The sequence below is a fragment of the Pseudoalteromonas sp. SCSIO 43095 genome, from assembly GCF_023650455.1.
GTDB classification, from domain to species: domain Bacteria; phylum Pseudomonadota; class Gammaproteobacteria; order Enterobacterales; family Alteromonadaceae; genus Pseudoalteromonas; species Pseudoalteromonas tetraodonis.
On record NZ_CP087995.1, the window covers coordinates 431398 to 444927 of the forward strand.

A 13530-nucleotide genomic window follows, 5' to 3' on the forward strand; every position below is an offset into this window, starting at 1 on the left:
TTGAAACAATGCTTTTTTGTTTAAGATACAATTATGAATGGTATATCTCGGCTTGATATAAAACAATTACGAATATTGAGTGCATTACTTAAACTAAAAAATGTGTCGGATGTGGCGCGAAAAATGGGCTTAACCCAGCAGGCTATTAGCGAGCAGCTGCGAAAATTGCGTGACTTATTTGACGATCGGCTTTTTATTCGCCAAGGCAATACAATGGTTGCAACACCTAAGGCTATCGCACTAGAGAAGCCCATTAATCAAATATTAACTCAGGTAGAAGCGTTATTAATACCTAAACAATTTACCCCAAGTAGTTACAAGGGCGTATTTACAATAAGTGCGACTGATTACGCTATAGCAGCTCTTTTGCCACAATTATTAGAAATAACAAGACGCGAAGCGCCAGGATTAAAGCTGATTATTCGTGACTTTGCCTCTGATAATGTTAATCAATTAATAAGTGCAGGAGAGCTGGATTTATTAATTAGTTTTCCTGAATTTATCCCAACAAACTTAATCTATGACACATTATTTGAAGAACAACATATTTGTATTGCGGGCAAAGACACGGTGTTTTCTTCATCGACGTTGAGCCTTGCTGAAGTGGCGGCACACCCTCAATTAGTGATTTCAGCGTCACGTGCTAACTTAAGAGGCTCTCACGACCAGTGGTTTGCTGATAAGGGCTATGCGCGCAATATAGTTATGTCAGTGCCTGGCTTTTCATTTGTCCCCGATTTGCTTTGCAGTACTGACCTAATTGCTTTTTACCCATCGCGTTTACTGCCAAACGCCAAAGTGAAACAGCTTGAAGTTGAATTATTACCACCGCCATTTAAGGTGATTGCAGCGTGGCATCCACGTTCAAATAACAGCGATATTCACCAGTGGTTAATAGCGCAATTAAAACGGATTTAGTGACTATTTAATTAGTTGACGAATATCGTTCCCTGTTGGTGCCTCATGGGCACGCAACGAAAAGGCGGGTAATATCGCTAATATATGGTCAAATATATCTGACTGAATATTTTCATACTCACCCCAATTAGTTGTATTGGTAAATGCATAAATTTCAATGGGTAAGCCATTTTTAGTTGGCTCTAGCTGCCTTACCATCAGTGTCATTCCCTGATGAATATGTGGGTGATGTTTTAATAACGCGACTAAATAATGACGAAATGTGCCAACATTAGTGAGCCGACGACCATTTAACGTACAGCTCATATCTATTTTTTTCGTGGTATTTTGCTCGTTAATAGCCGGTAGGGTAATTTCGAGGTAGTGACTTAATAAATCTGCTTTTTTCAGCGCGGTGATCTCTTGCTCATCTAAAAAGCGCACACTGCTCATTTCTATATGGATACTCCGTTTTATGCGCCGTCCACCGGATTCTGACATACCGCGCCAATTTTTAAATGAGTCAGAAATTAGCGCATAGGTTGGGATAGTGGTAATGGTTTTATCCCAATTTCTTACTTTAACTGTGGTCAAGGCTATATCAATCACATCGCCATCTGCGCCGTATTTGGGCATTTCTAACCAATCACCAACCGCAAGCATATTGTTTGCTGAAAGCTGAATACCGGCCACCAGCCCTAAAATAGCGTCTTTAAACACCAGTAGCAGTACAGCCGATAGCGCACCTAAACCACTGAGTAATATTAACGGGGATTTATTCATTAATAATGAAATCGCTAAAATACCGGCTAATACGCTGGCGATCAGTTTAATTGTTTGTAAAAAACCACGTAATGGAAAGTGAGCTGCAATGGGTTGCCTGTCAGATAATGCTTGAAAAATATTGAGCAAAGAGAACAGCGAGAGCAGTGCAAATAAAATGATCCACTGATCAGTAAACATCTCAATGATATGTAAAAAAGCCGTTCCTTCTGGAACCCAGAGCCTAGCTTGTATAACAACCACAGCACCTTGTAAAACAAAGGAAATATTACGTGTTAATTTAAGCGCTAAGTCGGCAGGCGTGTGGGTATCGGTTTGAACAACTTTATCACTAAAGCGGCCTTTAAGTAGTCGTTTTGAAACTGACCTTAAGATGAGGTGCAATATGAGCGCAAATAAGCCAACCCAGCACAGTACTAATATGTTGTACCATAAATGCGCACTCCCAGGAAAATAAAGACTAAACCATTGCAGTAAAAATTCTCGCAGCTGCGATCGTATTTCAGTCATTTATATTCCCAAGAGATTTATTTGCGTGAGTTTCATCTATTTAATGAGATCTAGTTAAGCAGATGGGGCGAGAAAAGTCTATTTAAGCCGCGCTTAAATAGACGTTTTAAAAATAATATTTATATTTTATTTTCAGCAAGTTGCAGAGTTAACTCCTCAAAAATACTCGGATCGTCAATGGTTGATGGAATTTGCAGTTCTTCACCATCAATAAGTTGACGTAAGTTTTTGCGTAAAATTTTACCTGAGCGTGTTTTTGGTAAGCGCTCTACACATATAATATTTTTAAGACACGCAATAGCGCCGATTTGATTACGCACGGTTTGCACCAATTGCTGCTCTACTTCTTTATGCGATCCATGAAAATCATTTTTTAATACCACCATGGCCATGGGGTTTTGACCCTTGAGCGCATCATTAACACCAAATACGGCACATTCAGCAACCGCGGGATGAGCGGCTACAATTTCTTCCATTTCACCGGTTGATAAACGATGTCCCGCAACATTAATCACATCATCGATGCGGCCCATAATAAATAGGTAGCCATCATCATCAATATAACCGCCGTCGCCAGAGAGATAACAGCCTTCATATTCACTTAAATAACCGGCTTTAAAGCGTTCGGTATTTTGCCAAATAGTGGGTAAACATCCTGGCGGTAAAGGCAGTTTAATAACGACTGCACCTTGTTCATTGGGGGCGCATTCGTCACCATTCATATCTAAAATACGTACGTCAAACCCAGGAGTCGCAACCGTTGAACTACCTGCTTTTGTAGGTAGATGCTCAATGCCGACAGGATTACAGGCTATCGCCCAACCAGTTTCTGTTTGCCACCAATGATCAAGCACAGGTAGGCCTGTTTTTTCTTTGAGCCAATCGTAGGTGGGAGGATCTAAGCGCTCGCCTGCTAAAAACAAGCGTTTCAGACTTGAAGTATCGTATTGTTTAAACCCATCGGCATTGGGATCTTCTTTTTTTATCGCTCTAAAGGCTGTTGGTGCGCTAAATAAAGCCGTTACTTTATACTGTTCAACCACACGCCAAAATGCACTGGCATCTGGGGTTCTAACCGGTTTACCTTCAAATAAAATAGTGGCGCAGCGGTATATAAGTGGGGCATACACTATGTACGAATGGCCTACAACCCAACCAATATCTGAAGCGGCCCAAAACACGTCACCAGGTTTCATTCCGTATACGGTTTCCATGCTGTAATGCATGGCCACGGCATGGCCGCCATTTTCACGAACAACCCCCTTGGGAGTACCCGTTGTGCCTGACGTGTATAAAATATAAAGCGGGTGATCGCCACTTACCGGAACAGGATCAACGCCAGTAGCTGTTTGCATTGCAACAGCCCAGTCAATATCACGCTCAGGCATAAGTGGTGCAGTTACTTGCTCACGCTGATAAATAATACAATGTTCTACTTTATACGAGGCTGATTCGAGGGCGTTATCAAGTAACTCTTTGTATTCAATTACGGTATTCACTTCTACACCGCAAGAAGCACTGAGTACTAACTTAGGCTTGGCGTCATCAATTCTTACGGCAAGCTCATGTGCTGCAAACCCGCCAAAAACGACCGAATGAATAGCGCCGATGCGGGCGCAGGCTAACATGCCAATTACAGCCTCGGGGATCATGGGCATATAAATAACCACGCGGTCGCCTTTTGTTACGCCTAAAGACTGCATTACTCCTGCGAATTTAGCGACTTCTTGTTGTAGTTCAAAGTAACTGTAGCTGCGCGCGGTATTGGTTACGGGTGAGTCATAAATTAACGCTGTTTCATCACCATGGCCGGCAATAACATGCTGATCTACGGCTAAAAAGCAGCTATTAAGTTGGCCATCGGCATACCAGTGATATAAACCGTTTTCATCTTGTGTGTAAGCTGTTTCGGGAGCCTGGTACCAAGGGAGGCGTTTACTTTGCGATAACCAAAACGCTGCCGGGTTTTGTTTAAACTCGTTGTAATGTTGTTTGTATTCACCTGACATAAAGGCTCCTGAGCAAAATTTAATATAACTTTATTTAAAACTAAGCGCTTTTTATCAGGAGTGATATTCGACTATGGTCGGTTGAATAATGAACGGGTTGTGTGGTTTTTAGCTAACGCTATGGTTTATAACGAACTAACAACTAGTTTGATGATTTAAATGAGGTAACATATAAAAATGATGAACTATTTAATGTGGTAATAATGAGTCAAGTTGTCAGAGTAGGCGTTGCAGTGATAGTAATGCATGATAATAAAATTTTACTCGGTGAGCGAATAGGCGCACATGGTGCAAATACCTGGGCAACCCCTGGGGGGCATTTAGAATTTGGTGAAACGGTTGAGCAATGTGCAGTGCGCGAAGTAGCAGAAGAGACAGGGCTTACTGTTACTAATATTCGTAAACTCGATTTTACCAACGATATTTTTAGCGCCGAGAACAAGCATTATATTACTTTATATGTGCAGGCAAAGTATGAAGGTGGCGAGCCTGTAAATAAAGAGCCTAACAAATGTTTAAAGTGGCGTTGGTGCGATATTAATAACTTACCTTCACCTTTATTTACTTCATTAAAAAATTACTCAACACAAAGCGTTTTACCCACTCAAGACTAAAGGCGCGTTGGAATAGGGAGTTGCCATTTATTTAAAATTTGTTGGTATTCACCGCTTTCTTTTATCGCGTTTAATCTATCAGTAATAATTTTCGCTGTTTGCGGGTTAAGCTGCTTACTTGCTGCAAAGTGAAGAGAGGAAGGTAGCTCATCTAAATGTATACGCTTAGTAATTAAGCTTGGGTCGAGCCCTGTACGCTTTAGCTCGTTTTCAAGTGTGAGGGTGTTAGTTACCACAAAATCGATACGATTTTTATACAGCATTCTCCATAGCTGCTGGTAGTAACTCACTAAGACTAGATTCTCACTTTCAGTGAAGCCTTGAGCTTCTAAATAAGCTTGTGCAGAATAACCGCGAATAGTGGCTACTTTGTATTCTTTGGCAAAGTTTAAGTGAATCACTTCATCGTTATGACTGCGTAAACTTACTAGGTATGCATCTGCAAAATACACTTTTCCCAGCCACTTAAACTGGCTGTTTCTGTTTGGTGTTTTTAACAGTGACAGCATGATGGCATTAGGATTGGCTTGTTGTTGTTGAAACATACGCGCCATCGGCATTATTTCAAACGTTGCTGTTAAAGCCGTGCCTTTTAATACTGCTTTAGCGATATCAACTAAGGCACCCTGCGCTTCACCTTGAGGGTTTTTAAAATGATAAGGGGGCAAATCTTCAGCGATGAAGGTGACCGGGTTTGCGTGACAGACCGCACTATAAAAAACCACTACAAAAACAGTTAACATCATACGCAAACGCATAAATAATTGTCTTTAAAGCAATACATGAGGCTAGTGTAAATAAAATCAATAAAAAGGTACACGGTAATGTGTGTTTTAGGTAATCAAATTGTTTAATTATTGTTTTTTATAAATTGACGAGGTGAGCATTGATACCAGCGCTTAAAGGCGCGATTAAAAGAGCTTTGATCATTAAACCCCAACATAGTTGCAATACTGCTTAGCGGATAATGAGGAATATAAGTTAACAAACGGCGTTTTTGCTCTTGCTCAAGAAGAGCGGCAAAATTGGTGTTTTCTTGCTTTAGATGACGTTGCACTGTGCGCGGGGTCATATTTAAAGCACTAGCCGTTCTGACCAGTGAACAGTCCTGCAAATCGTATTTAGCCATTAAAATATGATTAATTTTTTCTGTTAATAATTGCTGACTTTTAAACTGGGATAGCTGTTGCTCTGACATTTGCTTTAGCACAGCGTTAATCTGGGAGTTATCGGTTTTAAAAGGAAGGGTTAAGTAACTACTTGGAAACTCTACTTGATTAAAGTTAGCGCCAGCTTTTACTGGGCAATTAAACCATTGCGCTAATTGTTGTAACTCACTGTCTGAAAAATGTGCTATGAAATAAACGCAACTAGGCGAAAGCTGAGGATTAAGCAGTTGGCGTATAACACTTACCCACGCGGTCATATTTCGTAATACGGCCTGTGGACTGCACTGTGGGTCTGCTAACCAGGTTACCTTGCAAAGTGTTTGTTGCTGTTCAAACTCAGCACGCCCTATGTTAGCCACTAAACTGTCGTAGCTCAGTAATGCAGTAATGGCACTGGCTAGATTAGTACTTGATTCAATTAAATACCCAAGTACACCAAAATCAGCGGTGCGTATTTGTTTTCCTAACTCAAACCCGAATAAGGAGTCATTTAGCGTTTGCTGTGCATAACTAAGCAGCGCATTATAGCTTTTTAAGCTAATACGAGGCGCTAATTGTTGTGTTTGCTTATTTGCATATTCATCAAATTCAATGGCAGTTAGTATCTCTTGGCTATCTAATCCTGTGCTTTGAAGATAATCCAAACAGCTAGAAAAGTAATGATCGGCTAAGGTTTTCATTTGTCGCCTAAAGCTAAAAAATAGTCATCTAATCGCAAGTTTGCCATGCAATATTTTTATATGCTAGAGCTCTATAAAAATAATATGGGGCACACAATGATTGAGATAAACGTTAAACATAGTGTGGCAGCAACGCCTGAACAATTATGCACCTTATTATTAGCGCATGCTGATTTGGAGCGCTTTTTTAATGCGCAGTTTGAAGTGTTAACACCGCAAGACTCGGGTGAAATAAGTGGTGGAAAAGGCACCATTAGACAAATAAAAATGCAAGGTACAACATTTAAAGAGCAAATAATAACGGCCGATAATAGCCACATTTGTTACCGCATTTTAGGGGATAAACCCGTTGCACAGCACCGTGGTGATATTTACTTAAAAGCCAATAATACTCAGCCATCACTCACCGAGATCAGCTACCATATTCGTTGTATTGCGCCTTTGTGGTTACCCGACTTTATACTGGCTTTTTTTATAAAAAAAGATGTTAGCCAAGCACTTAAAAAAATAGCCAGCTATTTTCAGGAGAAACGTCATGAGCATTGAAATTATTTTATTGGCACTGAGCCCTATTTTTTTGCTGTTTGTAGGGGTTGAGTTTATAAAATTTAGACGTTACTACGATATAAAAGACAGCTTAGCCAACGCGTTACTTGCTTTATTACATCAAGGCGCTGATGCCATTGCGTTATTATTATTAATGCCGTTTTTTTATTGGTTGTATCAGTTTCGACTATTTGATATTGAATTGACAGTATTTACTGTTTTAGGCGCTTTTTTACTGCAAGACTTTTTATACTATTGGTTTCATCGTGCATCACACCATATTCATTGGTTATGGGCCGCTCATGTAGTGCATCATAGTTCTACTAAAATGAATTTTACCACGGCATTTAGGCAAAGCATAATGTACCCAGTAGCCGGCATGTGGGTATTTTGGCTGCCCATGATTCTCATAGGTTTTGACCCGCTTACAGTATTTAGTGTGGTGGCACTTAATTTAGCGTACCAATTTTTTGTACATACGCAAATAGTAGGCAAGTTGGGCTGGTTTGAAAGCGTATTTAATACGCCGTCGCACCATAGGGTGCATCATGCAATTAATAAAAGCTACCTTGATAAAAACTTTGCTGGCGTACTTATTATTTGGGATAAGCTGTTTGGTACCTTTGTAGAGGAAGACAAAAATCAGCCATGCAAATACGGCATCGTAGGCCAGCTAAATAGTAATAACCCACTGCTGATAACGTTTCATCAGTGGGCTCATTTATTTAAAAGTGCTTATAAGGCAAAAGGTTTAAAAGCTAAATGTAAGGTACTTTTTGGCTACCCAACCAGTAGCATTAAAATTAAATAATAGACTTAAAAGTAAAACTGTAGGGCTAAACTAGCCGCAGTATTATGGTTGTGCCATTTTTCGAGCTTTATTTGGCTGCGAAGCGCTATGTTACGTGACAGCGCATAGCTCCAGGTTAGCGCAGCTTCACTGTGGTTATTAGCGGTATTATCGTTTAGCCAAAACATATTACCCGTTAGCGCAAGTTTGTGATTGTTATTTACTTGCCAAATAATGCCAGCCTCACTACCTAGCCCTATACTTAGCTGGTTAGAAATATCACCAGTATTTAGCTCAAACTGTCCCAAAATATAGCCATGCACACGGTTCGGGTTGCCATAAGACTTACCATATCCACCTTTAGTAAAAAATCGGCCTGTGCGCTTATTTTGACTAGGCTGTCTGTCAAAGCCCATTTTGATATTCCATGACCAGCTATCAAATACACGGTTATCTGGAGCAAGCGACATTGCATCGAGTAAGTAAAAGTGCTCAATGTGATTATTGCCGTTATCTGTAAGGTTGGCTTCCAGGTCAAAAAAGCTAATTTGTGCTCCAGGTATAAAGCCAGCAGGTCTGTCGAGTAAATCATGATAAGCAAGTCGATAAGCTAAATTGGTGGTATTTTGCTGGTTATTATTTTGCACTCTTTTAGCTGTTAGCCTTGAAGAACCATGGCCTTGCTCTGGCGAAGCTTTAGGTTTATAGGGCTTAACTAAAGGAGAAGGGACAGCATACTTACTGCGCATTAATAATAACTTAGTAAGCCGAGGGGCTATTTCTTCACGGTTAAGGGCTTTATCGTAAAATTCAAAATTTAGCCATTCGTACGCCATTTCTAGTATAGCTACTAGCTCTTTTTGTGAGTAATTACGGGTATTTAATGGCTTGCCTTGCATAAGCTCCCTCGCATCACTAAGTTGTTGATCACTTAACTGTGTTGAATAGTGATAAAGCTTAGTGCCAAAAGCAGGGCGGTAATTAGGAGCTTGCAGTAAATTGTTGTCTCTCAGTGCGGCAACAGTGTCTGAAGGAATAGCCTGCATGTTAAATTGCGAAGTTAAATTAAGGTCGTCTTTCGCTAATTGTAATAGCGCGAGTAACTGATAGGAGCAATTTTCGTCGATAAAAAAGTAATCAAAAGTGGCGTGTTGTAACTCCCATAAATGCAGTAATACCCGCTCAACTTGTTGCTCAGTTAAATTGAGTTTGTATTCCCAAATATCGCGTGATTCTAAATCATTATATTCGCGTACTTTTTTATAATACGGCATAAGTGAAAACTTACCCGGATAGCTACCAACAAGGCCTTTTAATGCATACATGGCAGCGTTATCTGAGTCATCAGGTTCTGCCGCAAAGTTTACAGCAAAGGCAATCAGTTCTTTACTACGGGTTTGATCTTTAGCGTCGATGCGCAGTAAAGTGTGCCCAAACATTGATGAAGGGCTGTTCATAAATGCGGTAGGGAATACAAGCGTAACCCCTTTAGGATTAATGACTTGTTGCCAGGTTTTAAGCTCAGCGCAATCAAGAGCAGGCCAATTGTTTTTAATTTTTGATTTTAGCCATGTGTAGCGAGCTGGAAATTGACAGCTGTATTTTTGTTGACTGCTTTTACTGGCATTAAATGCTCTAATGGTGGCATTTAACTCATCTACTGGGCTGGTTTTACCTGTAGGGGATAAAAAAAACTCGGCGCTATCCACCTCGCTTTTCCAGTTTCTGAAGGTTGTATTGCGGTAGTGGCCCAGTTTAAGCCAATAAGGGTGTGTGGCTAAGGTACTTTTTTCAATACTTTTAGCATTTGATTGCATACTAAAAAGTATGGCTAGCAAGGTAAATAATATTTTTTTCATAATCGCTAAATCATAAAAAAGCCGCTAGAGGATGCTCTAGCGGCTTTATTTATACATATAAAACCGGCTAATTTAGCTGATTAAGAAAGAGTATAAGAAGCTAGTTGTGCATCGCTTGCTACAACAGCGTTTAGGTTTTCTAACACTGTTTGTGAAGTTACGTTCTCAGAAGTAAATACTGAAGAAAATTGTGCTTGAGCAAGTTTGTTGAATGCTGCTTTATCTTGGTCTGCAACGCCCCAAACCTCAGCAAGTGTTGCTAAAGTTTCGCCTTCACCTTGAGACATATCACGAGCAAGTTGCTCCATGTTGCCATCGATGAATAATGCGATTTTTTCAGAAGAAGTAACAGTACCAGTACCGTCACAACCTAAAGTACCAAAAGTAATACCGAAAGTTTGGTTACCAGAAGTACCATTAGTTGTAGCGCCTAAAATTTTAACGCCTTTACCTTGCTGACCAGCAAATAACATAGAGCCTAGGCCACAACCAATATCTTGGTCAGCCATAGCATTAGAGAAAGGAAGTAAAGAAAGTGCTGCTACTGCAATTATTTTTTTCATATCCATAAATCCATATTTGATTAGTCTTTATTTAGGGTAAACAAAGAGCGCGGAGGATTTTAACAGAGTTGTAGAAAAAAGGAACATAACAAGCTATGAATTTTTTCATGTTGCGCTTACTTTAATTAATAAAATAAACACGTTACTTACTGGTTTTAGCTAGCTTTAAGAACTTTGCTTTTTACTTCTTGGCGCGCCGAGTAAAATAAACATATGGCAAATACACACTGATAAAAATGCACTAATTCCCAAAGCGCCACCAAAGCCATCAAGAATGGGAACCAAATAGGCAAAAAACAATGAAAATATAATTGCTGAACTGGCAAGCGTATAAACACCAAAGCGGTGAGGGGCGCTCATGCCAATAAAGGTGCCGCCAAAAAATACGATACTATAGAGTTCTGCGTTGAGGCTCAGCTGTGCAAAAATCAAATAGGCAATAATTGAAAGTGCAGCTGAGGCTCTTATAGCATCAAAGCGGTTATGCTTTGCTAAATAAAAGGTAAAAAAAGCACCAGCCAAGGCTAATACTGGGTATGTAATAGTCATATCAGCAATCCTTTAGCTAAAACAAACAGGGCTACACTGGCAAATGCAATACTGCCTAATCGTCCGCCAAATCCTGCAAATACATTAAGTGTTAGTGTATATAAAACAGCGCCAATGGCAGAAATAATAGCGATTTCCCAATAGTTGCTAATTAAGTTGGTGGAACACATACCGGCAAAACTACCTGCATAAATGGAGGCATAAGGGTGGTTTTGATAACGTGCAGGAAACGGAATAAATGAGCCGATGAGGCCTGTTAAAGCAGCAGACACAACAATAGGTAATGCCAATGTGGTATGCAATATAAAGCACGACAAGCAGCCGATAAAAAAGGTGATGAATTTTAAAAGTATGAATTTAGTCATAAGGCGCACATCATAAAGGTTCAGTTTTAGCTTTAATAGTTAAAATCGACAATTTAAGACTAAAAGCGATATATGGCTCCCAAAAGAGCAAATAACCGTGGCTTTAAATTAAATGTACGCAATGAATGACTAAAAATAATGCCGTTAATGTTCTATAAATTACAAATTATGTATAATGCAGCATATTTCATATATTAAAAGTTATAACCTAAGGTAATTTATGTCTAACTGTTTGCATTTGGCTATTCCAGCTGGTGATCTTGAAAAAGCGAAAGCGTTTTATTGTGACGTGCTTGGTTGTAAAACGGGTAATAGTGAAGCTGGGCGATGGGTAGACATTGATTTTTGGGGTAACGAGTTAACGCTTCATCAAAGCACAGAGCGCTTACCAACAGTGCGTCATGATGTTGATATGGGCGCAGTAGCTGTACCGCATTTTGGTATTCACTTATCTGAAGATGAATTTCAGGCATTAAAAAAACGTATTGCACACGCGGGCCTTGAATATTTAGATAAGCCTTACCGCCGTTTTGTAGGTGATGAATTTGAGCAAGAAACGTTTTTTATTGAAGATCCAAATGGTAACGTTTTAGAAATGAAAACTATGGTAAACCCAGAAGTCTTATTCAAAAAAGACGAGTAATGATTATGCGCCTAAACGATGACTTTAGGCGTTTTCTCTTGTGAAGGTTTGCTTAACCTGCGCTTTTCGTAATGACTTTTTTTGATACATTGCTTTATCACCGGCTTTTAAAACCTCATCTAAATTTTTAGGCGCTTCGCTATAGTTTATTTGCCCTACGCTTGCGTAAATAGCGATGGTGTTACCTTGATGCTCTAAGCTAAGCGCATTTAATTTTTGTTCAAGGGTCGCAACTCGGCGGTTAATTTTATCTTTGCTGGTAAATAATGCCATAGCCACAAACTCATCTCCGCCTAAGCGGCCAACTGCGTCTTCACTGCGCATATGCTGACTAATTGACTCAGCCACTATGCAGAGTACTTTATCGCCAACATCATGGCCGTAGGTATCATTTATTGCTTTAAATCGGTCTAAATCGATATATAAAAAACACAACACGCCACCACGTTGAGCGTGTTTTTTTAATAACTCATTGGCTTTTAAACTCCAGCCTCGGCGGTTACAAATATGACAAAGATGATCGTAATTAGCGTGCCGTTCAGCCTGTTTTTTAGCATAACTGAGTCGTTGAATTCGCCTACCAACTGCAATAGCAAGAAGTAGAGATTCAATCGTAAAAGCAATCACAAACCCATAACGCTGCATAAAAGGACTGTATTCGGTTAGTAACACTCTAAATATCATGCTGATAAATACGCAGCTTAAGGCAATAAATACCAAGCTGGCTTCGTTAATGCCTTGTTTAGCTTGCACGGCTGAGAGTATAAAAATGGTCATAACAATCAGTAATGACAAATAGCCAGTAACGATTGTGGTGATATTAGTAATAGCGGGTAAATCTAAAGCTATTTTTTGTAAGCACAGAGTCAGTACACATAACGCGATAATTTTTAATGCATAGCTTAATTTGCGCCAATACTCAGGTAGCTCTAATAGTGCGCTCATAAACCAAGTGGCACTGGCTATAGTTAAACCAATGCTTAATGTATAAAGGTGGCTGATATATGCAGAAAAGTAGCCATTGGTAAATAAATAGGGTTGACCTTCTTGTAAAAAAATAAAGCTAGCGATACAAAAAAGGTAGGCAGCATATTGGTTAAAGATAGCGTCTCTAATGCCATAACCTATTATTAAAGCATAAAAAATAAGCGTTGCGCATAATCCATAAAACACCCCAAATATTAAATTGTATACCTGAACCTTTTCAATAAATTGCTGTGAGTCTAGCCAAGTAAACCGGGGGTTATAGCTGGCAGTAGTGGTTAAAGTTAGCTTTGCATTAAAGCTACCTTGTTCCATTAAAATAGCCATTTGATTTGTTTTTAAAGGGGCTTTTAATTGGTTATTTTGTTGCCACGAAAAACGTTCAAGTGCCGGGCGGGTAAACGTAAAAACACCGCTTTGGTTTAGCGTACATACCAACTCAAATTGGTTAATGCCTTTTTCTAGTTTTGTGTCTGCAGCAATACTTTGCGATAAGGGAATTGATACATTGTTGCGATAGATTTTAAATTGCAGCTATCTTTTGCAATAGCTGTATTGCTGATGAGAAA

Annotated in this window: 14 protein-coding genes; 5 read left to right on the forward strand and 9 right to left on the reverse strand. The window is 39.6% G+C overall.

Translation table 11 applies throughout. The features are described from left to right. The first annotated feature begins 33 nt into the window (after positions 1–33). Positions 34–918 carry a LysR family transcriptional regulator gene (locus tag LOC50_RS01990; protein ID WP_069440129.1) on the forward strand — a complete coding sequence of 295 codons (885 nt, stop codon included), beginning with the start codon at positions 34–36 and terminating at the stop codon, positions 916–918. Positions 919–921: 3 nt separating this feature from the next. Here the strand turns inward: LOC50_RS01990 and LOC50_RS01995 are convergent, their stop codons facing one another. Both LOC50_RS01995 and LOC50_RS02000 read right to left on the reverse strand, forming a co-directional pair. Further along, positions 922–2190, reverse strand: a complete 1269-nt coding sequence (locus tag LOC50_RS01995) for a mechanosensitive ion channel family protein (RefSeq protein WP_250653518.1) — start codon at positions 2188–2190, stop codon at positions 922–924. A gap of 119 nt (positions 2191–2309) precedes the next feature. Continuing rightward, positions 2310–4199 (reverse strand): AMP-binding protein, encoded by a 1890-nt coding sequence (locus tag LOC50_RS02000; protein WP_250653519.1) that lies wholly within the window; start codon positions 4197–4199, stop codon positions 2310–2312. A 203-nt stretch (positions 4200–4402) separates the two neighbouring features. On the opposite strand from LOC50_RS02000, the gene LOC50_RS02005 reads away from it, so the two are divergent. Next, positions 4403–4813: a nucleotide triphosphate diphosphatase NUDT15 gene (locus LOC50_RS02005; protein ID WP_250653520.1), complete on the forward strand. Its 411-nt coding sequence runs from the start codon at positions 4403–4405 to the stop codon at positions 4811–4813. Here the strand turns inward: LOC50_RS02005 and LOC50_RS02010 are convergent. After that, complete coding sequence (locus LOC50_RS02010) at positions 4810–5571, reverse strand: substrate-binding periplasmic protein (protein ID WP_138626211.1); 762 nt, start codon at positions 5569–5571, stop codon at positions 4810–4812. The two genes, LOC50_RS02005 and LOC50_RS02010, sit on opposite strands and share 4 nt — an antisense overlap. A 92-nt stretch (positions 5572–5663) precedes the next feature. Continuing rightward, a complete protein-coding gene (locus LOC50_RS02015) occupies positions 5664–6662 on the reverse strand; it encodes an AraC family transcriptional regulator (RefSeq protein ID WP_250653521.1) in 999 nt (332 codons plus the stop codon). A 96-nt stretch (positions 6663–6758) separates the two neighbouring features. Here LOC50_RS02015 and LOC50_RS02020 point away from each other — a divergent pair, with 96 nt between their 5' ends. Together LOC50_RS02020 and LOC50_RS02025 are read left to right on the forward strand one after the other, a co-directional pair. Further along, positions 6759–7208: an SRPBCC family protein gene (locus LOC50_RS02020; protein WP_250653522.1), complete on the forward strand. Its 450-nt coding sequence runs from the start codon at positions 6759–6761 to the stop codon at positions 7206–7208. Then, entirely contained in the window at positions 7198–8019 is an 822-nt protein-coding gene (locus LOC50_RS02025) for a sterol desaturase family protein (protein ID WP_250653523.1), read from the forward strand. The genes LOC50_RS02020 and LOC50_RS02025 overlap by 11 nt, the downstream gene beginning before the upstream one ends. A 5-nt stretch (positions 8020–8024) precedes the next feature. Here LOC50_RS02025 and LOC50_RS02030 read toward each other — a convergent pair whose 3' ends face one another. The 4 genes from LOC50_RS02030 to LOC50_RS02045 all read right to left on the reverse strand — a co-directional run bounded on the left by LOC50_RS02030 (position 8025) and on the right by LOC50_RS02045 (position 11334). Continuing rightward, positions 8025–9857 (reverse strand): Lnb N-terminal periplasmic domain-containing protein, encoded by a 1833-nt coding sequence (locus LOC50_RS02030; protein WP_250653524.1) that lies wholly within the window; start codon positions 9855–9857, stop codon positions 8025–8027. 80 nt (positions 9858–9937) lie between these two features. Further along, entirely contained in the window at positions 9938–10420 is a 483-nt protein-coding gene (locus LOC50_RS02035; protein ID WP_036956603.1) for a DUF3015 domain-containing protein, read from the reverse strand. A gap of 165 nt (positions 10421–10585) precedes the next feature. Further along, a complete protein-coding gene (locus LOC50_RS02040) occupies positions 10586–10969 on the reverse strand; it encodes a hypothetical protein (protein WP_250653525.1) in 384 nt (127 codons plus the stop codon). Beyond that, positions 10966–11334 (reverse strand): hypothetical protein, encoded by a 369-nt coding sequence (locus LOC50_RS02045; RefSeq protein WP_171034667.1) that lies wholly within the window; start codon positions 11332–11334, stop codon positions 10966–10968. Before LOC50_RS02045 ends, LOC50_RS02040 begins: the two co-directional genes overlap by 4 nt. Before the next feature lie 220 nt (positions 11335–11554). Here LOC50_RS02045 and LOC50_RS02050 point away from each other — a divergent pair, with 220 nt between their 5' ends. Next, positions 11555–11977: a VOC family protein gene (locus LOC50_RS02050; protein ID WP_036981430.1), complete on the forward strand. Its 423-nt coding sequence runs from the start codon at positions 11555–11557 to the stop codon at positions 11975–11977. A gap of 24 nt (positions 11978–12001) precedes the next feature. Here the strand turns inward: LOC50_RS02050 and LOC50_RS02055 are convergent, their stop codons facing one another. Continuing rightward, complete coding sequence (locus tag LOC50_RS02055) at positions 12002–13288, reverse strand: sensor domain-containing diguanylate cyclase (protein ID WP_250653526.1); 1287 nt, start codon at positions 13286–13288, stop codon at positions 12002–12004. Between the last annotated feature and the right edge of the window lie 242 nt (positions 13289–13530).

What these genes read in the sequence shown, in the direction of transcription:
- LOC50_RS01990 (WP_069440129.1), top strand. Translation starts at nt 34, where the DNA reads ATGAATGGTATATCTCGGCTTGATATAAAACAATTACGAATATTGAGT.
- LOC50_RS01995 (WP_250653518.1), bottom strand. Translation starts at nt 2,190, where the DNA reads ATGACTGAAATACGATCGCAGCTGCGAGAATTTTTACTGCAATGGTTT.
- LOC50_RS02000 (WP_250653519.1), bottom strand. Translation starts at nt 4,199, where the DNA reads ATGTCAGGTGAATACAAACAACATTACAACGAGTTTAAACAAAACCCG.
- LOC50_RS02005 (WP_250653520.1), top strand. Translation starts at nt 4,403, where the DNA reads ATGAGTCAAGTTGTCAGAGTAGGCGTTGCAGTGATAGTAATGCATGAT.
- LOC50_RS02010 (WP_138626211.1), bottom strand. Translation starts at nt 5,571, where the DNA reads ATGCGTTTGCGTATGATGTTAACTGTTTTTGTAGTGGTTTTTTATAGT.
- LOC50_RS02015 (WP_250653521.1), bottom strand. Translation starts at nt 6,662, where the DNA reads ATGAAAACCTTAGCCGATCATTACTTTTCTAGCTGTTTGGATTATCTT.
- LOC50_RS02020 (WP_250653522.1), top strand. Translation starts at nt 6,759, where the DNA reads ATGATTGAGATAAACGTTAAACATAGTGTGGCAGCAACGCCTGAACAA.
- LOC50_RS02025 (WP_250653523.1), top strand. Translation starts at nt 7,198, where the DNA reads ATGAGCATTGAAATTATTTTATTGGCACTGAGCCCTATTTTTTTGCTG.
- LOC50_RS02030 (WP_250653524.1), bottom strand. Translation starts at nt 9,857, where the DNA reads ATGAAAAAAATATTATTTACCTTGCTAGCCATACTTTTTAGTATGCAA.
- LOC50_RS02035 (WP_036956603.1), bottom strand. Translation starts at nt 10,420, where the DNA reads ATGAAAAAAATAATTGCAGTAGCAGCACTTTCTTTACTTCCTTTCTCT.
- LOC50_RS02040 (WP_250653525.1), bottom strand. Translation starts at nt 10,969, where the DNA reads ATGACTATTACATACCCAGTATTAGCCTTGGCTGGTGCTTTTTTTACC.
- LOC50_RS02045 (WP_171034667.1), bottom strand. Translation starts at nt 11,334, where the DNA reads ATGACTAAATTCATACTTTTAAAATTCATCACCTTTTTTATCGGCTGC.
- LOC50_RS02050 (WP_036981430.1), top strand. Translation starts at nt 11,555, where the DNA reads ATGTCTAACTGTTTGCATTTGGCTATTCCAGCTGGTGATCTTGAAAAA.
- LOC50_RS02055 (WP_250653526.1), bottom strand. Translation starts at nt 13,288, where the DNA reads ATGGCTATTTTAATGGAACAAGGTAGCTTTAATGCAAAGCTAACTTTA.